Annotated in this window: 21 protein-coding genes and 1 tRNA gene; 12 read left to right on the forward strand and 10 right to left on the reverse strand. The window is 59.6% G+C overall.

Going from position 1 to position 21,888, the window contains the following annotated elements; translation table 11 throughout:
• Positions 1–433, reverse strand: a 433-nt coding sequence (locus VGN12_05100; GenBank protein ID HEY4308810.1) for a hypothetical protein, incomplete at its 3' end; no start/stop codon positions are given.
• Between the two features lie 484 nt (positions 434–917).
• Here VGN12_05100 and VGN12_05105 point away from each other — a divergent pair.
• Both VGN12_05105 and VGN12_05110 read left to right on the forward strand, forming a co-directional pair.
• Positions 918–1,790, forward strand: coding sequence for a class I SAM-dependent methyltransferase (locus tag VGN12_05105; GenBank protein HEY4308811.1), 873 nt, complete (start codon positions 918–920; stop codon positions 1,788–1,790).
• Positions 1,791–1,825: 35 nt separating this feature from the next.
• Complete coding sequence (locus VGN12_05110; protein ID HEY4308812.1) at positions 1,826–2,728, forward strand: glycosyltransferase family A protein; 903 nt, start codon at positions 1,826–1,828, stop codon at positions 2,726–2,728.
• Between the two features lie 15 nt (positions 2,729–2,743).
• Here VGN12_05110 and VGN12_05115 read toward each other — a convergent pair whose 3' ends face one another.
• The 4 genes from VGN12_05115 to rfbC form a co-directional block, all read right to left on the reverse strand.
• Complete coding sequence (locus VGN12_05115; GenBank protein ID HEY4308813.1) at positions 2,744–3,889, reverse strand: hypothetical protein; 1,146 nt, start codon at positions 3,887–3,889, stop codon at positions 2,744–2,746.
• Between the two features lie 498 nt (positions 3,890–4,387).
• Complete coding sequence (locus VGN12_05120) at positions 4,388–5,149, reverse strand: ABC transporter ATP-binding protein (protein HEY4308814.1); 762 nt, start codon at positions 5,147–5,149, stop codon at positions 4,388–4,390.
• An 85-nt stretch (positions 5,150–5,234) separates the two neighbouring features.
• On the reverse strand, positions 5,235–6,017 hold the full coding sequence (locus tag VGN12_05125) for an ABC transporter permease (GenBank protein ID HEY4308815.1): 783 nt from the start codon (positions 6,015–6,017) through the stop codon (positions 5,235–5,237).
• 137 nt (positions 6,018–6,154) lie between these two features.
• Entirely contained in the window at positions 6,155–6,757 is a 603-nt protein-coding gene (gene rfbC / locus VGN12_05130; GenBank protein ID HEY4308816.1) for a dTDP-4-dehydrorhamnose 3,5-epimerase, read from the reverse strand.
• A gap of 307 nt (positions 6,758–7,064) precedes the next feature.
• On the opposite strand from rfbC, the gene rfbB reads away from it, so the two are divergent.
• Both rfbB and rfbA read left to right on the forward strand, forming a co-directional pair.
• A complete protein-coding gene (rfbB, locus tag VGN12_05135; protein ID HEY4308817.1) occupies positions 7,065–8,132 on the forward strand; it encodes a dTDP-glucose 4,6-dehydratase in 1,068 nt (355 codons plus the stop codon).
• Between the two features lie 2 nt (positions 8,133–8,134).
• On the forward strand, positions 8,135–9,058 hold the full coding sequence (gene rfbA / locus VGN12_05140; GenBank protein ID HEY4308818.1) for a glucose-1-phosphate thymidylyltransferase RfbA: 924 nt from the start codon (positions 8,135–8,137) through the stop codon (positions 9,056–9,058).
• A 38-nt stretch (positions 9,059–9,096) separates the two neighbouring features.
• On the opposite strand, the gene VGN12_05145 is transcribed toward rfbA, so the two are convergent.
• A complete protein-coding gene (locus tag VGN12_05145) occupies positions 9,097–9,720 on the reverse strand; it encodes a hypothetical protein (GenBank protein HEY4308819.1) in 624 nt (207 codons plus the stop codon).
• Positions 9,721–9,820: 100 nt separating this feature from the next.
• Positions 9,821–11,350 carry a nucleoside permease gene (locus VGN12_05150; protein HEY4308820.1) on the reverse strand — a complete coding sequence of 510 codons (1,530 nt, stop codon included), beginning with the start codon at positions 11,348–11,350 and terminating at the stop codon, positions 9,821–9,823.
• Between the two features lie 203 nt (positions 11,351–11,553).
• Between VGN12_05150 and VGN12_05155 the strand changes: the two genes are divergently transcribed.
• The 5 genes from VGN12_05155 (at position 11,554) to VGN12_05175 (ending at position 15,966) form a co-directional block, all read left to right on the forward strand.
• On the forward strand, positions 11,554–11,754 hold the full coding sequence (locus tag VGN12_05155) for a hypothetical protein (protein ID HEY4308821.1): 201 nt from the start codon (positions 11,554–11,556) through the stop codon (positions 11,752–11,754).
• A 252-nt stretch (positions 11,755–12,006) separates the two neighbouring features.
• Entirely contained in the window at positions 12,007–12,441 is a 435-nt protein-coding gene (fliW, locus tag VGN12_05160) for a flagellar assembly protein FliW (protein HEY4308822.1), read from the forward strand.
• 281 nt (positions 12,442–12,722) lie between these two features.
• Positions 12,723–12,968: a carbon storage regulator CsrA gene (gene csrA, locus VGN12_05165; protein HEY4308823.1), complete on the forward strand. Its 246-nt coding sequence runs from the start codon at positions 12,723–12,725 to the stop codon at positions 12,966–12,968.
• A gap of 317 nt (positions 12,969–13,285) precedes the next feature.
• Positions 13,286–15,361, forward strand: a complete 2,076-nt coding sequence (locus VGN12_05170; GenBank protein ID HEY4308824.1) for a S9 family peptidase — start codon at positions 13,286–13,288, stop codon at positions 15,359–15,361.
• 107 nt (positions 15,362–15,468) lie between these two features.
• Entirely contained in the window at positions 15,469–15,966 is a 498-nt protein-coding gene (locus tag VGN12_05175) for a DUF1569 domain-containing protein (GenBank protein HEY4308825.1), read from the forward strand.
• A gap of 38 nt (positions 15,967–16,004) precedes the next feature.
• Here VGN12_05175 and VGN12_05180 read toward each other — a convergent pair whose 3' ends face one another.
• Both VGN12_05180 and VGN12_05185 read right to left on the reverse strand, forming a co-directional pair.
• A complete protein-coding gene (locus VGN12_05180) occupies positions 16,005–16,748 on the reverse strand; it encodes a hypothetical protein (protein HEY4308826.1) in 744 nt (247 codons plus the stop codon).
• 595 nt (positions 16,749–17,343) lie between these two features.
• On the reverse strand, positions 17,344–18,027 hold the full coding sequence (locus VGN12_05185) for a putative 2OG-Fe(II) oxygenase (GenBank protein ID HEY4308827.1): 684 nt from the start codon (positions 18,025–18,027) through the stop codon (positions 17,344–17,346).
• A 175-nt stretch (positions 18,028–18,202) separates the two neighbouring features.
• Between VGN12_05185 and VGN12_05190 the strand changes: the two genes are divergently transcribed.
• Together VGN12_05190 and VGN12_05195 are read left to right on the forward strand one after the other, a co-directional pair.
• Positions 18,203–19,087: an alpha/beta fold hydrolase gene (locus tag VGN12_05190; protein HEY4308828.1), complete on the forward strand. Its 885-nt coding sequence runs from the start codon at positions 18,203–18,205 to the stop codon at positions 19,085–19,087.
• Positions 19,088–19,151: 64 nt separating this feature from the next.
• Entirely contained in the window at positions 19,152–20,426 is a 1,275-nt protein-coding gene (locus tag VGN12_05195; GenBank protein ID HEY4308829.1) for an aminotransferase class III-fold pyridoxal phosphate-dependent enzyme, read from the forward strand.
• A 123-nt stretch (positions 20,427–20,549) separates the two neighbouring features.
• On the opposite strand, the gene VGN12_05200 is transcribed toward VGN12_05195, so the two are convergent.
• Positions 20,550–20,622: transfer RNA gene (locus tag VGN12_05200), tRNA-Lys, on the reverse strand.
• 295 nt (positions 20,623–20,917) lie between these two features.
• Here VGN12_05200 and VGN12_05205 point away from each other — a divergent pair.
• Positions 20,918–21,841, forward strand: coding sequence for a thioesterase domain-containing protein (locus VGN12_05205; protein HEY4308830.1), 924 nt, complete (start codon positions 20,918–20,920; stop codon positions 21,839–21,841).
• Positions 21,842–21,888 lie beyond the last annotated feature (47 nt).

The following is a 21,888-nucleotide window of genomic DNA, read 5'->3' on the forward strand; positions in this document are numbered from 1 at the left end:
CCAGTGCGACGACATCCAGCTTGATCGGATGCGACGCGTCAAACCATTTGCCGACGATCCCTTCGCCGTGCAGCCCTTCGATGACGTTCTGGACGCGATAGCGCAGCGATTCGCCCACGCCACCGCCAGCGAGAAACAGGACCAGCCTTAGGCTGCTTCCCGACAGTTGGCTGAGCGGGCTTTCCATGACAGAAAGGATTTCACGATTCGCAACTTCGCTGGCAGTTCCCTGACGAAACTTTCGCCAACCACGCAGCGCCGTGTCGCGATATTTCTTGAATCGCTCGCGTCGTTCCGAGCCATGTGGCAAAAGCCAATCGCGCAGCCGGCGGATGCTCGCTCGTAATTCGAACGATCGTGGCGCCGGTGGTGGAGGCACGCGCCGCGACGAGAAATCGTGGGAGGATCGTTCGTTGTTTGTCGTCGGTTGCACTGCATCCCCCTCACAAATCGTCGCACCGCGTTCCGGCATCGGTCTGCGGCAACACTCGTTGCGTCGAGTGATTGCCACCGACTGGCTCGTCGCGGACTTCGACGGTCTGCCCACTAGTAACCGCCTGATTACCGCATGTTTGGGCGTTCGATCTTTGCCGCCAACTCGACGATCGTCGCCAGATTCATGGCGCGATTCAGGTGCTAGCAGTGCCTCTCGGCCAGCCAAACGCCGCAAGTTTGTAGCCCATCCTCGTTGACGAGGTCAACACGGGATTCGCACCGTGGTGCTAGCATCCTGAACGTCGGCAAGCCTTGGTGGCGATCGCTGCACGCTACATTGGCGCTACCGGTAATTGAACGCGTACCGACGGTTGCCAATTTTTATGTGAAGCATTACGTTTGGCTGACAGTTGCCGGTGGTCAGTTCGGGATGCCACGGCGGGTCGAGCGAATATTGCCCCAAGCGCCGAGCTTCCCGAATCATGAATCCCGCGTCACACGCCAAACGGAAGCAACCGCAATCTCCTCAACAACCCATGGCCGTTAACGTGCCGCATGAGGCTGCTCTCACGGGCACGCCACAGTTGGGCGTTACACAGTTCGACGCCCCCGCCGAGGTCGAAGCGACACGCGGATCGCAGACGCATTTGGAGTTCCTCCGCCACCTGCATGTCACGCTTATGCCCCGGCTGTACCTCGAGATTGGCATCCGGCACGGCAACAGCCTGGTGCTGGCGACAGGCAAAGCCGTGGGCGTGGATCCGGCACCCGAAATTGGCACGACCCTTGGACCACAGTTCACCGTTATCCAGGAAACAAGCGATCAATTCTTTGCCGGCCGCGCCGATGAGTTGCTGCAACAACCGATCGATCTGGCGTTTATCGACGGCCTGCACTTGTTCGAGTTTGCGCTGCGCGACTTTATCAATATCGAACGGCGCTCTCACGCCGCGACCGTCGTGGTGTTCGACGATGTGTTTCCCGCCCACCCCCGACAAGCACAGCGAGATCGTGCGACGCGCGTCTGGACCGGCGATATCTGGAAGATTGCCGGTTGTTTGCGGCAGTTCCGACCGGATCTGGTGCTGATTCCGCTCGATACCTGGCCCACCGGTATGTTGCTGGTGCTGGGCTTGGATCAGCACCGGAGCGAATTAACAGAGCACTACGACTCGATCGTCGACGAATTCGTCGCAAAGGCCGACGGTACCGTGCCGGCTGACGTGATTGACCGACAGGGGGCCTGGAATCCGGATGACCACCGCATCGCTGAGTTACTCACTCAGGTGCGCAACAATCGGCAAGCTGTTGAGCCTGCAAAGGCGATGCAAAGCGTGCTGCCGTCGTGGCGGTGAAGTTGCTGACGTAAAGACGGTCAGAAAGGTAATCGATGTCGCGCTACCGTTTGTCCGTGATCGTCGTCGCCTACAACATGGCGCGCGAGCTTCCTCGGACGATTCGTTCGTTATCGCCCCAGATGCAGCGGCGACTTTCCGCTGACGATTATGAAATACTGGTCGTCGACAACGGTTCTTCCCCGCCGTTCGACGAACGCACTTGCACGGGGTGGGGAGCAAATATCCGCACGCTGACGATCAGGAAACCGCGGATGTCGCCAGCCTCGGCCATCAACGAAGCCATTGCCCAGGCCCGGGGCGAGTTGATCGGCGTTATGATCGATGGCGCGCGGATGGCCACGCCAGGCCTGTTGGCCAACGCGCTTTCGGCGGCGAATCTGTGCGTACGCCCTGTGATTGCGTCGTTCGGTTTTCATCTCGGGCCCGAAGTGCAGATGCAAAGCGTTGCCAAAGGATACAACCAAAGCATTGAGGACGATCTGCTCGAGAGCGCTCACTGGTATGAGGACGGTTACCGACTATTCGATATCGGCGTATTCGCCGGGTCATCAGCGGCGGGCTGGTTTCAGCCGGTTTCGGAATCAAACGCGCTCTTTTTGCACGCGCCGTTATGGCGCGAGCTCCGAGGCTTCGACGAAGGGTTCGCCTCGGCCGGAGGCGGACTAGTGAATCTCGACACTTATGTCCGCGCTTGCGAGCTGCCTGCCAGCCAACTCATTGTCTTGCTGGGAGAAGGAACTTTTCACCAGGTGCATGGTGGCGTCGCCACGAACGCACGCGAGTCTCCCTGGCAAGTTTTTCATGACGAGTATGTGCGGTTGCGCGGCAAGAACTTCGCGCATCCTACGGCGCCGGCCTGGTATTTTGGCCAAATGCCGCCGCAAGCCCTGAAATCGGTCGAAACGTCGGCGCAAATCGCTGCCAACCGGCGTTAGCATCCCACGGCCGAGCTAGGCGCACGCTTTGGCACGATGCCCGTCGGCTTCGAGGTCCTCGTGCTCGTCCGGCAACCGAGACGTGAAACGCACGCGGTTCGTTTCGAAAACGCCGCGCACGAATTGATAGCCGGCGCGAAATCCGGGAATATGCCCAAGCCATCGCCGCAAAACGTTGCCGGGCAGCCCGGCCTCGACGCGCAACAGGCGTTCCTCGATGGCCGTGCTGTACTCAATTGAGCGCGTCAGGCGATCTTCTAACGCGGCAATACGTGCGATCTGATCAACCGCAACGCGATCGATTTCCTGCATGCGCCGCATGTGCATCTGCTGGGCGGCACTCAAATTGGATAGGACCTCGCGCAGGCTTCGCTCGCGAGCTCGCACCAAATCGGGGGAAGCATTCGCCTGCCCCGGGAGCGCATTGCACGCTGCATCCACGTTCGAGGCCGCCGCAGTGTTTAACGAGGCGCGCGAGCGACCGAGTAGTTCCTCGTACAGGGCCAGGGCTTCACCAGCGGCAGGATCATCGCCTTCACGACTGTGACGCAGATAGGGATTCACCGCGTCCGTCGCGTCATCGCCAAATGGCAACTGCAAATGGGCGCACAAGCGTCGCAGGTGCGCTGTCAGAACTAGCGCAGGCTCGTCGTACGGAAACCAGAAGACCTCACGCTCTTGCGAGATGTGCTGGAGCAGATGCCGATTGTACACCGTCCATAGCCGGAGTCCGGCGGCGATATCCAGTCCGTCGCGCACCGCGAGGCTCTGAGCCACCGCAAAGGGATGCCGAATCGTGGCCAGCAGCGCATACGCGGGCAAGTGCTGCGTCCAAGCCGGAAAGGTGATCGTCGTACGCGGATCCTTCCAGCCGTAAATCGGCCGCGTCGCGAATTGCGCCAGCGTGCGCTTGATCTGCTGATCGCACTCAGTGTTCCAGGTCAACTGGTCCGGAACGTTGCTCCAGCTTCCGCCGCTGTGCGCCAGAATTTGATCGTTGATGGCAACTACGTCGCGCGCTTCCCAGTGACCCGTCAAATTACTGGGCATCGGCTCGGTACAGAAATTCTCTCCCAGGTAAACGCCCAAACGGTGCAGGATGCGCGTAGCACAAGACGTACCACTGCGATGCATCCCCAACACAACGACACACTGATTCATCGACGCCGACTCCTGGCCGAGGCCTGTTCGATATCTGGCAAAAACGAACGGACCTGCTCAGACAGCCATGCGCGAGTGAATGCGAACGAATTCGGAACGAAAAACCGACGAACTGCGACGCCCCGTGCCGGAGAGAAATCGGGCCGCGAGGCACGATGTCCGGTCGTCGTCGAGGCGCGCCATGCGGATCGCGGCAAAATGCCGGTGCCGTCCGACGAGATGGCGCTCGCCAAGGTTCGATGTTCGCGTGAATACGTCACAGTAGCGCTCGGGCAAGGACGAGCTCCCATGAGCCCATCGTGGTACCGTGCCCCGGTCCGTCTCGGCCGCTTGCGCGAATGCGCTCACGTTCCCCGAACTGCCTTCTGACGTTCGCGCAAAGATAGCTCGACTTTGGATTTGGAAAAAGACCAGTAGCCGCGATCAAGACTATGCCATTCGGCATAGCGGGCCTATCGGAGTAGCGGTCACGGGATGATCGCGTGAAACCACGCGCGCTCACGCGGCTTGCGTCAGCGCTGCCTGGGTCGCTTGCTCGGTATAGGCGGCGATCACCTGCGCCGTTGGTCCTGCCAAGCGAATCGTGCCATGGTCGAGCCACAAGACGCGATCGCACAACTGCGCCAAAGAGGACATGTCGTGGCTTACGATCACCACGGCCCGGGCGCTTGCTATCAATGCTTTCATCCGCGCGCGGGCCTTGGCCTGGAATTCCATGTCGCCTGCGCTGAGCACTTCGTCGACGATCAAGATATCGGGTTCGATCGACGTTGAAATCGAAAATGCCAATCGCACCAGCATGCCGGCCGAGTAATAGCGCACCGGCACATCGAGAAAACGACCCAGTTCGCTGAACTCGGCAATCGGCTGCATCTTGGCGCGGATCGACTTCGGCGTTTCTCCCAGCAAATAGCCGCGATACTTGATGTTGTCCCAGCCCGTCGCGTCCATCTCGAATCCCAGCGCGATATCGAACAACGAGCTGACATGCCCCTTCACGGTGCGCGTGCCGGCCGTGGGAGGATAAACGCCGGCCATCAGCTTCAACATGGTACTTTTGCCGGCGCCGTTATGGCCGATGATGCCGACACGTTCTCCTTCGGCAATCGAGAGGTTGATATTGTTCAGCGCCTTGACCAGGAACTGCGACGACGCCTGGCGGCGAAACATGCCGCGCAGAAGATACTCCTTGAAGCTGATTCGCCCGTGCTGCCGCACGACGAATTGCAGGCTGACGTCTTGCAGCGAAATCAAGGTCATAGAAGTTCGGGCTCGTTTGTCAGTGCTGACAAGGAAGTACGTCGGAACATGTTCTTGGGAAGCGGCACAAAGCGAACTTCCGCGATTACAGGTAAAAGATCATCTTCCGTTCGAATCGCAGCAACAGCAGGCATGCCACTCCGGCAGCCACGGCCGCCGTTAATAATGCCGCGGCATACGCCGACACGGGGGGCAACTCGGCGTGAATCAACGGGGCGCGAATCAGCTCTAAATAGGCTGAGATCGGGTTGAACACCAGCACCCAGTTCAGGCCACGCTCACGCAATACGTTGGCCGGATACATGATCGGCGTAACATAGAACACGACTTGCAGCAGCACTTGAATCAGATGTTGAATGTCTTGAAACAACACGTTCAACACGCCCATGCACACGGCCAACGACCAGGCAAGGATAAAAAACAGCGCCAGCGTCGGCACTAGGCTGATGAGTACCGGAATATTCCCGAATCCGTTCAAGCACCAGGAAAGCCCCAGCACGACGACCAGCCCTGCCAGTAGGTGAATGCTCGCCCCCAGCGTCGTGCGCAACGGGTAAATCGCGAGCGGGGCCGGATGCTGCCGGATATACGACTCACCTTGCAGAAACGACTGACAGCCCTGCGTCATGACCGACGTTAAAAAGTTCCACGCCGTTAGCCCCGCCAGCAGATAGGGGGCGAACGTGCGAATTTCGACATTGAAAAGTTTGGCGAACACCGTGCATAGGACGACTGTCATCGACAGCGGAAGCAACAGCGACCAACCAAGCCCCAGTATCGAGTGCCGATAACAGCGCCGCAGGTCGACGCGCACCAGCGCCAGCCAGAAGTGCCGCAATCGCCAGATTTCTGTCACGTATCCTGTCACGTAAGAGGGTCTCCACCCGCGACGATGAGGGGCAACGATTAACGATTGATGTGCGCGCTCGTGGCAGGCTGCCAGCGCCAACGACTTGCGGTAATTTTTGCGATCGAAGACGGAACTCGCCTGCGAGATGTGACGGGTCAGGCGGCTTGCGAACAGATTTCAGATGTGCGCGACACTGTGACGAACTCCGCGTACGGTGGCAGGCTCTCGGTCGACAGGTCCGCGAGGCGTGGTAGCCGTGCATCCTTATCCGAAAGTATTGGCAGCGACAACGGCCAGTCGATCGCCAGTTGCGGATCGTTCCAGATCACACCCACTTCACATTCCGGTCGATACAGATCGCTGCATTTGTAAGCCACGAGCGCCGTCGCCGACATGACACAAAAACCGTGAGCAAAGCCGGGAGGAACGTATATCTGCCGCCCGTTTTCCAGTGACAGGTCGTATGCGACCCAGCGCCCGAAGGTTGGCGAACCAACGCGTACGTCCGCGACGACGTCATAGATTTGGCCGGCCAGGGCGTAAACCAACTTTCCCTGGCTGGCCGGATATTGCAGGTGCATGCCGCGCAACACACCGCGCCGCGACCAGGACAAATTGTCCTGAACCATCGCGCCCGGCAGTCCCAGCTCTTGATATCGATCCTGATTCCAGGTTTCGAGAAAGAAGCCTCGCGTATCACGAAACGTGCGAGGTTCGATCAACAGCACTCCGGGAAGGTCGGTCGATTGGGTTTTCATGCGTGCTAGCAAAGCGGGGTGAAGCGGCGCCACGGTGAAAGCGAAAGCGCGGCGTCTTTCTGACAAAACCTGCCAGCAGCGTCCAGAGCAATTTTCGGCGCGCTGCTGTGCTGGCAACGATGCGCCAAACTTCGAAGTCATGGCCGCCCAACGATCTTGTAATGTTTCTGATTTCGCTGATATAAAGTTGCCCCGCATTTAACTTTGCCGGCTCAGTCATCGCGCGCAACGTCGCGCAATAGCCGGCAAGGCATTGACCCGGTTAGCGAACCATGGACGGCCGGCCGGCCCGGCAGGATCAACACCGATGGCGACGGTTCTTGTCACAGGCGGCGCAGGCTTCATCGGCAGTTGCTTCGTTCGACAATGGTTGAGCGAAGACTCCGATCACGTCGTCAATCTCGATAAACTCACGTACGCCGGCAATCTCGACTCGCTCGAATCCGTGGCCAGCCATGCGCGACACACCTTTGTCGAGGGGGACATTAACGATCGCGAGTTAGTGACGCGACTGCTCGAAGAGCATCGCCCGCGGGCGATCGTGAATTTCGCCGCCGAGTCACACGTCGATCGTTCGATCGACGGTCCGGCCGAATTCGTGCAGACGAACGTCGTGGGCACGTTTCAACTATTGGATGCGGCGCGAACCTATTGGAATGCCTTGCCGCCTCGCGAGCGCACGCGATTTCGCTTCTTGCAGGTCTCGACCGACGAAGTCTACGGTTCGCTAGGGCGCACCGGGCAATTCACCGAGTCGACGCCCTATTCGCCGAATTCCCCCTACTCGGCCAGCAAGGCGGCCTGCGATCATTTCGTCCGCGCCTATCATCACACGTATGGGCTGCCGACGTTAATCACGAACTGCTCGAACAACTACGGACCGTATCAGTTTCCCGAGAAGCTGATCCCGCTCATGATCCTCAACGCCATCGAAGGCAAGGCGCTGCCGGTCTACGGCGACGGCCAACAGATTCGCGATTGGCTGTTTGTCGAGGATCATTGCCGGGCCATTCGCTGCGTGCTGGCGAAAGCGCCCCCTGGCGAAACCTATAACATCGGCGGCGATTGCGAACGGGCAAACCTGACGATCGTCGACGAAATCTGCACGCTCATCGATCGCTTGCTTCCCAAGCTACCGCACACACCTTGCCGGTCACTGATCACGCATGTGGCCGATCGCCCCGGACATGATCGCCGCTATGCGATCGACGCCACCAAGATTCGTCGCGACCTGGGGTGGCGGCCACAACAAGATTTCGAATCCGGACTGGCCCTGACCGTCGATTGGTATCTGGCCAATCGCACCTGGGTCGAACGTGTCACGAGTGGATCCTATCGTCGTCAACGCCTCGGTCTTCTTCGCGCGAGCGCCTGAAAATGCACACATCACGCTGCCCCAAAGGCATCATCCTGGCTGGCGGTTCGGGAACCCGGCTCTATCCGGTGACGATGGCCGTCAGCAAGCAATTGCTGCCCGTCTACGACAAGCCGATGATCTATTACCCGCTGTCGGTGCTGATGCTGGCCGGCATTCGCGAGGTTCTGCTGATCTCGACGCCCGAGGACATCGGCAATTTCGAACGGCTGCTGGGGGACGGCAGCCGGCTGGGTATCGACATTCGATATGCCGTGCAGCCCAAGCCCGAGGGATTGGCGCAGGCTTTTATCATCGGCCGTGAATTCATCGGCGATGATAACGTGTCGCTGGTCCTGGGCGATAACATTTTCTACGGTCACGGTTTCCAAAGCATGCTGGCCCGCGCCACGGGGCGCGCACATGGTGCGACGGTATTTGCGTACCAGGTGCGCGATCCGGAACGCTACGGCGTCGTGGAACTGGATGCAACGGGCAAGGCACTATCTCTGGAAGAGAAGCCAGCCCGGCCGCGCTCGAATATGGCAGTGACCGGTTTGTATTTCTACGACAACCAGGTCGTCGACATCGCGGCGCAGCTTAAACCGTCGGCGCGGGGAGAATTGGAAATCACGGACGTTAACCGCGCCTACCTGGCCGATCGGTCGCTGCACGTCGAGTGTTTCGGCCGCGGATTCGCCTGGCTCGACACCGGCACGCATGAATCGTTAATCCAGGCCGCGAACTTCATCGAAACCGTCGAGCAGCGGCAAGGGCTGAAAATCGCTTGCCTCGAAGAAGTCGCCCACTACATGGGCTTCATCACCGCCGAAGAGCTACTGGCCTTGGCACATCCGCTGAAGAACAGCTATGGCGACTATCTGCGCCACATCGCGGCCGAGTCCGAGAAAATTCGCCGCCGCCCGCCACTGCGCGTCGCGGGATAAATACCCGCAACATCAGCGCGGGCCTGCTAACTCGGTTACTAAGACCGCGGCGGTTGACGATCACCCGAGAGGTAATAGTCAGCGCAAATCGGGCACAGCGCATCGAACACTTGTTCCCTGGGGTGTTCGATCCAGGCGGGGATCCAGTCCCAGCGGTCCTGATCGACCGCGTGGCGGAAACGCCGACAGTTAACGCAATTGCGCAACTGGTTGCGCTCGTCGCGGTACGCGGATTCTTCGCAGTCAGGCGATACGTTGCTCGGGTCATGCGGGCGTTCGACGTGCAACGAGTTAACGATCAACAGCTCGCCGTTGCGGCTAAGCGGCAAGACGCGCATGTGAAACTGCCGGAACATTTCAGGGCTCGAGCATTCGTACGCGTGCTCCCAAGGCCTTCCGGCGCGGCGGCACTCGGCAAAAACGATCATATAAAACGGTAGTAGCACGCGCCCGATTGCCGAACTGATCGACGCTCCCAATTCCCAGCGCATTGAGACATCGGGCTCGCCGCCGTTATCTTGAGAGAACAGAAACCAGGCCGGGTTCATGTAGGCCAGTGTGTTGTCCGGCCACAATCCCATGATCGAACCGGCGTGGTGCTCGAGTGCTGCCGGATTAAAGTCCTCCAGCAGCGAGCGAAATTCGGGCGCGCAGCACAACATGCAAAGTTCCTGGTGAAGCCTCTCGGGTCGCGATATCCCCGCCGCGACGACTCAATTATGCCGCTCTCACCACGAATCTGACCAGACGAGGTGCTGATCGTTAATCGACCGCTTGCACCCGATCGTGGAATCCAATCCAGAACAGCAGGCAGGTCACTCCGGCCATCAGGGCGGGCCAGATCCAGATCTTGGACCAATCGTGCGCCTGCGCGGCGCGCCATTGAGCCCGCGTAATCACCCCTTCAGAGTTTGGATCAAGCTGGGCGAAAGCGGCCCGCAGGGCGGTGCCGGAATAGGTCACATCCAGGTTCGGATCGTCGACATTCGGACGCTCGATCCATTGATCGGGAATCTCGGCAACCTGCAGTTTCCCGTCGCCGTTCGTATCGTTGACCGCGGCAAAGTCCGGCCCGTGCTTCGAGGCTTCTTGTTTCTCGTCGAATAGCAGTCCGCGGACCGTGCTCTTCAGGTCGAGATACTTCCAGGCCGAGTCCTGCGACTCGGTAGCAGCCCAATTCGGCAACGAGGCCGCGGCAATCACCTGGCCGTCGCGCGAGGTGGCCTCGATTTTCAATTCCGGATACTGGTTCACGATCCAGCCGCTGACGTTCGAGCCGACGAACATTCCCAGCCCCAGCGTGATAAACGCAATCAGGCTCTGAGCGCTGGCACGCATGTCGCGCGGCGCCTTCTTATCGACGTAAATCTGGCTGGCCACGAAGAAGAAGTCATAGCAGATCCCGTGCAGCACCAGGCCCACGAGCAAGAGTGAAAAGTCGAGCGTCGAGAAGCACAGGTAGCGCACCACCCAGGCCCCCATGCCCACCAGCAGCATGTACTTCACGCCCAAACGGACGATGAACCAAGGCATAGCGGCCATGAAGAAGACTTCAGAAATCTGGCCGAGCGTTTGCAGCGCCGTCGGGGCGGGCCGATCTGTCTCGACGAGGAAGGTGTTGGCAAAGCCGTAGTAGAAAGCCAGCGGGATGCAGATCAAAAACGAACAGATTGCAAAAACGGTGAACGAGGGCTCCTTGAACAGCTTGATGGCCCCAAGCCCCAGGGCGTCACCGCCGGATGCCCCGCGAGGGGGCGTGTGCGGCAGCGCCAGGCAGAATACCCCTAAGACGACCGAAGCGCCGCCAGCCATTTTGAAGAATGCGCTGCTCTCTTCTCCCATCAATATTCCGACGATCAAACCAGCCGCGATCCAACCAAGGGTGCCAAAGACACGAATCCGCGGAAACTCTTTTTCCGGGTCGCCGATATTGGCCATCGAAATCGAATTCGTGAGTGCCAGGGTCGGCATATAGCACAGTGCGTAACCGACCATGATCTGAAACAGCGGTTGCACCCGCGTTTGATAGCTCGCGCCCACCAACAGGGCGCCACCCACAATATGCAGCGTCGCCAGGATGCGTTCCGTGGCAAAGAAACGGTCAGCGATGTAGCCGACGAACAGCGGCGCGAAAATCGCACCAATAGCCGTGGTGGAATAGATCAGCCCGATACTGGGCCCGTCGAACTGCAACGTTTTGCCCATGTACCCGCCGGCCGACACGGCCCAACTGCCCCACACGAAATACTGCAGGAACATCATCACAGACAGGCGACTGCGGGCGGACAGCATCGGACAGGGCTCCGGGAATTAACGATTCCAGTCGAGGGATCAACCAGGGTTAAAAACGGCGCAGAACTGACGTGCAATGGTTCGCTTACTGGTTCAGCTGCGCCGGGCCAAGTCGGCATTCTAGGCACCGGCCAGCCGGGAAGAAAGGTTTGGACCGAAATGCCGACGACGCCCGGAATGGTGCCGGATCCTATAATGTTGCGATGAAGGTACCGAAAGTACTCGCCGGAACTCTGATTGGCCTGCTCAGCACGTTGCTTCTTCTGCCCGCTATTTCCAGCGATGAGACGACGTTCATTATGGTGTGGGCGCTAGCGCCGGTCGTGATCGGTGCGGTCGTTGGCTTGTTGATCGACTTGGGCGACAAGCCTCGACACTCGCCGGATCGAACGAAAAGCTCGTAGCCCCAAACGGCTTGGGCGTCTCGCTCGGCTCGATCAATCATCAATTCCGACGGCAACGATTATTCCGTCAGCCGCCCGGCACGCGCCGCAAACTCGCTATGCGCGTTTGCCAAGGTTTCCCAAATCGAATCATCTGAACAGGCGCCGCCAGTTTTCCTGGTTCCCAGTGCTGGCACGGCCGATCTCTGCTATGTGCGTTTTCTCTCGCACGTGAGAGAAAGCTGGATGCACGAATTCCATGGAGGGTGTGCGATGCAAGTTCGGACGACTCGTTTTGCCAACGTTGAAGTTCACGCCGAGGATCTCATCCGCTTTCCGGAAGGGATGCTCGGACTGGACGATTGTCGCTCCTGGGTTTTGCTGGCCGACGCACAGAACGAAGCGATCGGTTGGCTACAGAGCACGACGCGCGCAAGCGTAGCGCTAGCCGTGGTGAGTCCGCGGCGGTTCGTGCCTGACTATCAGCTGCGCGTGTTCCGTCGCGAACTGGCGACACTGGACCTCGCTCGGCCGGAAGACGCCCAAGTGCTGACAATCATGTCCAAGAACGAGCGCGGCATCACGCTTAACCTGAAAGCGCCGATCCTGATGAATCTGGAAAAGCGCGTCGGTCGACAAGTGATCGCCAACGGCGAAATGCCGCTGCAATACGAGTTGACCGCGACTGCATTGCGAAAGACCGCCTAAGGAATGCGGAGTTGTCCGCGCTGCCTGGCGTACTGCTCGACCCGGTCGAGCCGCGGTACTGTCACCGCGCACCAACACGCCGGATTCGCTGACGATCGATAAACGCACAACGGGCAACTGACGCGGCGACCGCCGGCCGCGGGATCCCTGGGATTCCGCCTGGCTAGCGGACCGTCGGTTAGGCGCAGGGAAACAAAATAAGGACCTTTGCCGGACGACGACGCGAGAGCGGGCTGCCACCCCCGATCCGCGATCGATCGAGTCGAAGGAAGGAGCCACTGGTGTTAGTGCTGTCGAGACAACGCGACGAAAGCATCATGATCGGTGATAACATCGTGATCACCGTCGTTGATATACGCGGCGATAAAGTGCGGCTTGGGATCAGCGCCCCGACGGAAATCCCCGTACACCGGCAAGAGGTGTACGAGGCGATCCAGCGCGAGAACCTCCGCGCCAGCCAACTGGATCCGAAAGACGCGCGCGGCGTCGGCAAGACGAACAAGTCTCCCGATACGCCAACTCGCTAGTCGCTCGCGCTTCTCGCGCGAACGAGCCATCGAGCGCGGCGCTCGCCCGTCCTGACGGGCTAGCGCCGCGCTTGACTTCTTTCGCCGCCATTTCTGGCGGCATGGCCGAAATCGCGGCCTTCGGTCCGTTTCCCTACGGTAACTGTCCATTTGTTTTGGCCTTGTGCGATTTGTGCACAGGCAATGGTCTGGAATTCGCCCGCACGGCGCGTATAACGTACCTGCACGAATGTAGCGCGCCGTCGTCCAATCAGCATCGACGGCTGACCGCACCGCTAACGAAGAGCCGCATCAAAGAAACTGCAGGAGCCTCGGCTATGCGCCCTCGAAGTTATGGAGTGATCGCGATTCTTGCTGTTACCGCCTGGAGCGGACAGACCCTCGCCCACGCCGAGACTAAACCACGCCCGATCAGCGTTCGCGACCTGTTTCAGTTCAAGCGCCTGTCGGATCCGCAGATCAGCCCGGACGGCAAGCAGGTGGCCTACGTCGTGGGCACCGTCGATCTGGATGCCAATTCCAGCGCGTCGACGATCTGGCTAGCCCCCATCGCCAGCGGCACGCCACGGCAACTAACGACCACGACCAAGAAAGATCGCCATCCGCGGTTCAGCCCCGATGGGCGCAGCATACTTTTTGAGTCGAATCGCTCGGGCGACAGCCAGTTATGGATCATCGACCTGGCTGGTGGCGAAGCACGGCAGTTGACCACAATTGCAACCGAAGCTTCGACCGGCATCTTTTCTCCCGATGGTAAACAGATCGCCTTTGTCTCGGCCGTATACCCGGAATTCTCGGACAAGCCCTACGTCGAGAGTAACGCGGCTAACAAGAAACGAGCCGAGGAAAACGCCAAGAATCCCGTGAAGGCACGCACCTTCACGCGGCTTTTCTATCGTCATTGGGATTCCTGGGTCGAGGACAAACGACAGCATCTGTTCATCATGCCGGCAGCGGGAGGCGAGCCGCGCGACGTCACGCCTGGCGATCGCGACGCGTATCCGACGTCGTCGACATTTTCCTTAGGGGACGACTGCACATTCAGCCCCGACAACAAGTTCCTGGTCTATACGGCGCCGCCACTGCGCGACGAAGCGTGGAGCACGAATTACGACATCTGGCGCGTGCCCGTCGGCGGCGGGACGCCTGAGAATTTAACCGAGGCCAATCCGGCAGCCGACAGTTACCCACGCTATTCGCCAGATGGCAAGCAATTGGCCTATCGCGCACAAAAGGTGCCGGGCTTCGAGGCCGACCAATGGGAAATCGTGATCAAGAATGGTACTGCTCCGCCGCGAATCATCACGGATAAGATCGACTCCTCGGTCGATCAATTCCTGTGGGGAGCCGACGGCGCGGGCCTGTTCTTCCAAGCCGACCAGCGCGGGATGAGCACAATCTCGCGCGTAGCGTTGGCGGACGGCAAGGTTACGCCGTTTCTGGGCGGCCAGTCGTACGCCTCGTTGAGCCGTTCGACGGATGGCAAGTCGCTGGCCTGTACGGCGGCCTCGATGCGGCAGCCACCGGAAATCTTGGCGGTCGATCCGCGCGGTGAAAAGAAAGACATCAGCCACGCCAATGGCGAGTTGCTCGCGCAACTTGATTTGCCCAAGGCGGAAAGTGTCGAAGTTCTAGGCGCCGGCGGCACCCCGATGCAGATGTGGATTCTGAAACCGCCCGGTTTCGATCCCAAGAAGAAATGGCCGTTGGTGTACCTGGTTCACGGCGGCCCTCAAGGCGCCTGGGAGGATACCTGGAGCTTTCGCTGGAATCCCGAAGTCTGGGCTGCGCAGGGGTATGTGATCGCGCTGCCGAATCCGCGTGGCAGCACCGGCTTTGGCCAGCAGTACACCAACGAGATCAGCGGCGACTGGGGAGGAAAATGCTTTGACGATTTGATGGCGGGCGTTGCCTACCTCGAGAAGCAGCCCTACATCGACACCGATCGCATGGCGTCGGCCGGAGCGTCGTTTGGCGGCTACATGATGAATTGGTTTGCCGGCCACACCGATAAGTTCAAGACGCTCATCACGCATTGCGGCGTTTTCAATTTCGACGCAATGTACTCCACCACCGACGAACTGTGGTTCGACGAGTTCGAGCATGGCGGCGCTCCGTGGAAGAACCGCGAGTCGTACGAGAAATTTTCGCCGCATCGATTTGCGCAGAATTTCAAGACGCCGATGCTCGTCATCCACAACGATCTCGACTTCCGCGTGCCGATCAGCGAAGGGCATCAATTATTCACGACGCTGCAGCGATTAGGCGTGCCATCCAAGATGATCAACTTCCCCGACGAAGGGCATTGGGTCCTAAAGCCAGCCAACAGCCTGTACTGGCACGAACAGATCTTCGCCTGGTTGAAACAATACGTGGCACCGGGGCCGCAGTAGCGGCGTTTGCTGTCTGGCGGCCGTCGCGATTGGTATACTTTCAAGCGTGGCGTATTCGGCGTGGCGGACGGTTTCCTGTTTCTTTCGGGCATTCAGGAGGTCCTACGATGGCGACAACTCTGGCAGCAAGCGCGGTTGATACTGCGCACGTGAGCAACCGCCGCAAGGTGCAATTCCGTTCGCACGACGAAGTGCTGGCCGACTGCGAGCGACTGGCCGCCGGCGGCTATCAGCAATTGGGAAATTGGTCGCTCGGCAAGATCGCCAGTCATCTGGCCGCAGCGATGGCTACTGCCTTGGATGGATTCCCCGGTCGCGTGTCATGGCCCATGCGCACCGTGGCGCGACTCGTCTTTAAGAACAAGGCCATCGCCGGTCCGATGCGGCCCGGCTTCAAGATGCCGCAGAAGTATGCCGTCGTTTTGATGCCGGACACGGCGAATGACGCCGCAGGGATCGATGCGCTGCGCACGGTCGTGCGCCGCTGGAAGAACGACCCGCAACGTCGCCCGCATGGCTTCTTCGGAAAACTAACGCCCGAGGAATGGGACAAGCTGATGCTGAACCATTCGGCCATGCACATGAGCTTTCTGCTGCCGAAATAGTCCATGCCGGCAGGTGAAGCGACTCGCAGCCTTCGCCTTCAATCGACGCGACGCAATCGCGAGAAGTAAGCGCTGCGCCGTGCAACGCCAGCGGCAAGCATCGTAAAAAGTGTTCCGATCAGCAGCGACACGATGGGCGGGACGATCGGATAACTGCCACCACCGGTGCGTGGTGGATCGTTCGCTGGCCTGGCGGGCGTCCCATCGACCGCAACCCGGTCGGGCACGTCGCGAATCACGGCCGAACGGGGGCCGATCGTCGTCCATTTGCCAATCCGAATGTTGGGCATGACCAGTGAGCCCACCTGAAAACAGGCCCCTTCGCCGACACACACCGTTCCGGCAAGGTCGACTCCCGGACCTAAGCACACGAAGTCTTGGATGACGCAATCGTGCGATACCGTGACGTTCGCCCCGATCAGCACGTGACTTCCAATAGTCACGCTCGGCTGAACGACGGCCCCCTCCAAGATCACGGTGCCGGGACCAAGGACACTCGAAGGATGGATGAAAGCCTGCGGATGGACGATCGTCGCCCACGAGATGTCGAGCAGTTCTACGGCACGCTTGCGCTCGAGTGGATCCGTTAGTCCCAATACGCCCGGAAGCCCGGCAGATTCTGCATCGCCGAGCGGCCCAACGATCGGCACGCCCAAGATAGAATTGCCGACGCGCGATTTCTGATCGTCATAAGCGGCACGGACCTGCAGGCCTGCTCGCGTGGCGGCGGCAATCACCGCTTTGGCATCCGCGCCGACACCGATCAGAACGATTTCGCGCATTGGCATCCTCGATCGGCCGCGCATGCAACCGCTGCAATCCCAACGTAATTTTAGTCCGTCGCCGCACGAAAGAAGGTGCGGCCGCCGAATTCCCGCAAAAACGGCGATCATGACGTGCTGCTCGAAGTCAGCAGTCTATCGAGCCCTGAAAATCGCGGCAACGCATATAGGTGCGACAAATCGACGCCTATCCCCCGCTATGTAGGGAGGCGATCACGGCACCGTCGGGCGGCATGCGACTGGAATGAAATGCATTCCCTCTCTTAATCACACCTCCCCATGCATCAGCAATGTCTTCCACCGGCTCCGAGTTACATGACGCGAGGCGCATTCATAACCGATCAGCATATCGGCACTTTGAGCAACTACAGTCGGTGCGATCTTTTCAATCGAACCTGGGACACATCAACGGTGCAACATGCGAATGGCGACCGATCGACCCTCGCTGGGACTTATTTTATGTAGTCTTCGGCGATCCGGCGCTCGAGTTGTTAACGCCAGCAGTCCGGAAAACTGATCTTGGTACTTTGCAAGTCGCCGCGCTGCACTCCTGCATGGAGCCGGCCACGCGTCGACGTCACTTTCACATGCCGGACTAGATCAAATCGGCGTAGGGGAAATGCTCGGGCGCGAGCGGATCAACTTCTTGCGCGACATCGTCTCCCGGAGGTCGCTTCGTGAGCTGGTGAGGTAGGGCCATCCTCGGTGCTGTTGGTGACAATCCGCAAATGGCATTCAGCGCGATCGATATCCGGTCTTCTATGGCATCTGTGAGCGGCAGCACGGAATGCCTGAGCCACGACGGGAACAGGATCAAAAGGCCCGTGTGTGGTGCGACCGTGATGGGCGTCGATGGTGCGTAGACGTCCTTGGAATCGTGGAAAACCAAGTTCCCTTCCCGCCCATTCAACTGCGGAACTTGCGGGTAGTACACCGCGCTCCAGTGAAATGGCAGATGGTTGTGGCCGGGATCCTTATCACGGTCACTACTGCGCAAGATATTGGCCCAGCCCGCCAGTTGCAGAACATGGTCCGCTCCCGCCGTCACGGCCGTGATGATCCCCACGAAGGCATTTCGCAGAGCAACAACGGCCGGATGGTCGATGGCTAGAAAGTTTCCCTGGGTCTGCTCGCTCTGAACGCGCGGCCCGATAATGTTGCAGCCCGTGTCATGCAAGGCATAGACAATCTTTACGAGTTGCCGATTGTTCACGTCGGAGAGCGTCGTCGTCACGATTCGCGTTGGGAACAACTCTCCTACTCGCAGTTCATTGGGCATCGAACGTCAGCCTCCGGAAGAGCGACCTTGTGGTGATTCTTTTCCAGAGCTTTGCACAGCGATGTTAGGAATCGATGAGCGATGCCACGAAACTCTCTGTCTGATAGATCAGCGGACTTTCGCTACATTAGGGCAATCGGACCACGATGACGCCTGAAAGCCACTGACTCGCAAGATGATGACTTCGACGACGTCCGCCAGAGAAAGTTACGGCGGATCATTTCCCCAAGCCGATCCGCCGCCCTTTGTCGTGGAAGAATTGCCAGGCAACATATCGCTGCTCGTCGTCGGTTCGGGACCGCCACTCGTGCTGTTCCCCGGTCTGTCGCGTGACTCAAGACCACTGACGACACAAATGGCAGCACGTCGTGCCCGGGCCTACCGAGGGTTGGCACGCATAACGGGACGAACAGTCTATCTCGTACATCGTCCTCGGGATTTGCCGCCCGGACTGACGATGCCTAATCTCGCGACGATGCATACCAATGCGTTGCGCAGTCGTTTTGCCGAGTCGGTTGATATCATGGGCGTATCGACAGGCGGAGCGATTGCCCTGCAGCTTGCCGTCGACCATCCAAAGGTTGTCCGCCGTCTCATCGTCGCCTGCGCCGCGAGCTCTCTTGGCGACTGGGGGCGCCAGCAGCTCGCTTTGTACGGCAGCTTGATCGAGCAGGGGAAAAGTGGTGCCCGGGTTCTCGCTCCGATATTAGCCCGATCACTGTTTCGCTGGCCGATGGTTTTGGCAATCTGGCTCGACGAATGGCTGGAGCGTAATCTCGATCCTGCTGATATGCTGGCCACGATTCATGCCGAGTGCGGCTTTGACGTGAATAACCGCCTTGCAGAGATCACAGCGCCGACGCTGGTTATCGGTGGTGAGAATGATGGCGCGTTCTCGCCCGACCAGTTTCGAGCAACGGCGCGAGGGATCCCCGGTGCCCAACTCGTACTCTACCCAAGGCGAGGACATATCAGCGCCATGTTCGATCCGCGTTTCGGCCACGACATCGCAAAGTTCTTGCAAGGCAATGCCAACTTCGTCTCACTCAGACTCGAGTAATCAAAACTAAACGACTATTTCGGGCGCTCCTTTTCGATCGGCCCAATTTCGGAGCTTCGCAGCTATGTCTCGATTGGCGTCACGTGCGGCCGCGGTTTTCCCTGCCGGCTCAAATGGTGAGTTCAACTTGCCGCCGGAGCTGGCGATTGTCATTCGCCGCGGCCAGGGCTGTGAGTTGTGGGACGATCAGGATCGGCACTTCTATGACTTTTCGTTGGGATGGGGTTCGGCGCTGGTGGGTCATGCCCGGCCTGAAGTGGTCGACGCGGTGCAGCAGCGCGCTCCGCTGGGAGCGAACTTTGCCTACGTGACCGAAGAGTCTTTGCTGTTGGCCGAAGAGCTGGTGCGGCTGAGTCCGGCCTGTGACTCTGTGCGGTTCTGTGCCTCGGGTACCGAGGCCACGATGTATTGCCAGCGGCTGGCCCGGGCCTTCACGAAGCGGCCGATGATCCTCAAATTCGAGGGAGCCTATCACGGCGCCAACGAAGTAGGCGTGACAAGCCTGTTTCCCACCGCGGCTTCCAACTTTCCGCATCCCGATCCCACCAGTGCGGGCATCGCGCCGCTGGTCGCCGACAGCGTACTGGTCGCGCCGTTCAACGACCTCGAGCAGACCGCGCGAATCGTTACCGCATCGGCCCATCGCTTGGCGGCAATCATCGTCGAGCCATTGCAGCGGTGCGTTCCGCCACGGCCAGGGTTTCTGGCGGGACTGCGACAACTGTGCAATCAACATCAAGCGTTATTGATCTTCGACGAGGTCGTTACCGGTTTTCGAATGGCCTATGGCGGCGCGCAGGAGTATTACGGCGTCGTGCCGGACCTGGTGGGTTATGGCAAGGCGCTGGGGGGCGGCTATCCGATTGGCGCCTTCGGCGGGCGGCGCGATGTTATGGACCTAGTGCGCGAAGATCGTCTTGGTCGCGACGACTATGTGTGGATGGCGTCGACACTCGGCGGCAATCCGATTTCCGCCACGGCCGCGCGGGCGGCCCTGTCTGTTCTACGGCAAGAGGGAGTCTATCCCCGCCTGCACGCGCTGGGGCGTTATCTCCGCGAACAGATTTTGGCCGTCCTCCAGCGTCACGACATCGAGGCCCAAACGATCGGCGACGGCCCCTTGGCACAAATGATCTTCTCGAACTGGCCGGTCACCGACTATCGCTCTTCGCAGCAGGGGGACCGGGCCCGAGGCCGCAAGGTCATGCTCGAGCTTTTCCGCCAAGGGATCTTTATCAACCCCATGGGCACCAAGCTCTACCTATCCCTCGCGCACAACGAACAGATTTGCGACATCTTCTGTAAACGACTGGACGCGGCACTGAAGGTTACTGCCTGATCCAGTAGACGGCAGGTGCGTATTTCCGTCCGAAGCGAGCCTTGCTGGGGGCCCGGCCGCCCGCCGTTCAACGGACCGAGGCGCTCGGCGCCGAAGATGGTTACAGCGAAGAGGTTTAGGAAATGAGGCTGTTGGGACTCGAACCCAAGACCTACGGATTAAAAGTCCGTTGCTCTACCGACTGAGCTACAGCCTCGAAAGATCGCAAATATCCGACTGGATTGACGTGGTTCGGGTTCGTGGCTCGAGAGCCCGAATACACGTTTGTACACCGGGCACCCTTCTTCGGGGAGTACCCGTCGCCACGGTCGGCAGCAAACAGTCTAAAGCAAAACGCCGCAGCGGCAAGCCGCGGCCGCGCGACCCATTTCTCCCGCACGCACGACGCCAACGGACTATCATAAAGCGGGGCCACGCAAAAGAATCTGAGTGATTCCGGCCCCGGAAAATCGCGCCGGCAATTCCAAACCACGGGCAAGCGTGATGGGGCAATGACGTCAAACCCGCACAAGCCGGGCAACCTTTTGCCGTTGCAACCGCTGGGCAACAGTTGTCCGCTGTATCTCTGCTATTCGGTCGGGGGCGAGTGCCTGCAATATCAGGCGCTGGTGCGCAATCTCGGGGTGGCGCAGCCCGTGTACGGTTTTCAACCGCGCGAGGCATCTAGCCAGCCCAAACGTTACGAGCACCTGCAAGAAATTGCCGCCGACTGTGTGGAGGATTTATGCCACCATCAGCCGGATGGGCCCTATTGCCTCGGCGGCTTTTCGTTCGGCGGCCTTGTCGCCTACGAGATGGCGCGGCTGTTGCGAGACCGAGGACAGGAGGTGGCGCTACTTGCGATCATCGACGTTGGGCCTGCCTGGCATCCACCGCAAACGCTCAGAGAATTGCTTCTTGCCACGCCGGCCGCGATTTGGAATTTTCCCCGTTGGCTGATCGGCATGTTGACCGACTGGCGCGGCTTCCCCTTGCGTCGCAAGGTTCGCCAACGGATACGGCGCATTCGGAAGCTACTCACCGCCCGGATGGTGTGGGACAGCCGTTCCGCGGTCCGCCCCGCGACCGAGGATTTTTTCGAAGTCGACAAGCTCAACGAACGCAGCCGTCGATTGATTCCCATACTCTTCGATGCTTACCTGCGCTATCAACCGGGAGTGTATGGCGGACGAGTGTCACTGTTTCGTGCCCGCACCTGGCCTTTAATCCAACTTCCGCGGCACGATTTGGGCTGGGGGCGTTATGCCTCGGGCCGAGTCGACGTCGAGGTGATACCCGGCGGGCATTCGAGCATCCTCACCGAGCCCTACGTCATGGCACTGGCGACAGCCCTGCGGCGGAAGCTTGAAATGATGTCGCGCCCAGCTCAGCCAACGCACGACTACATCACTTCAGATCGGGACGCGACTCATTAGCTAATCGCGCCGTTCCAGACGGCGGCAGAATGATGGTCGCCGACCAA

The sequence above is a fragment of the Pirellulales bacterium genome (genome assembly GCA_036499395.1).
GTDB lineage: Bacteria > Planctomycetota > Planctomycetia > Pirellulales > JACPPG01 > JACPPG01.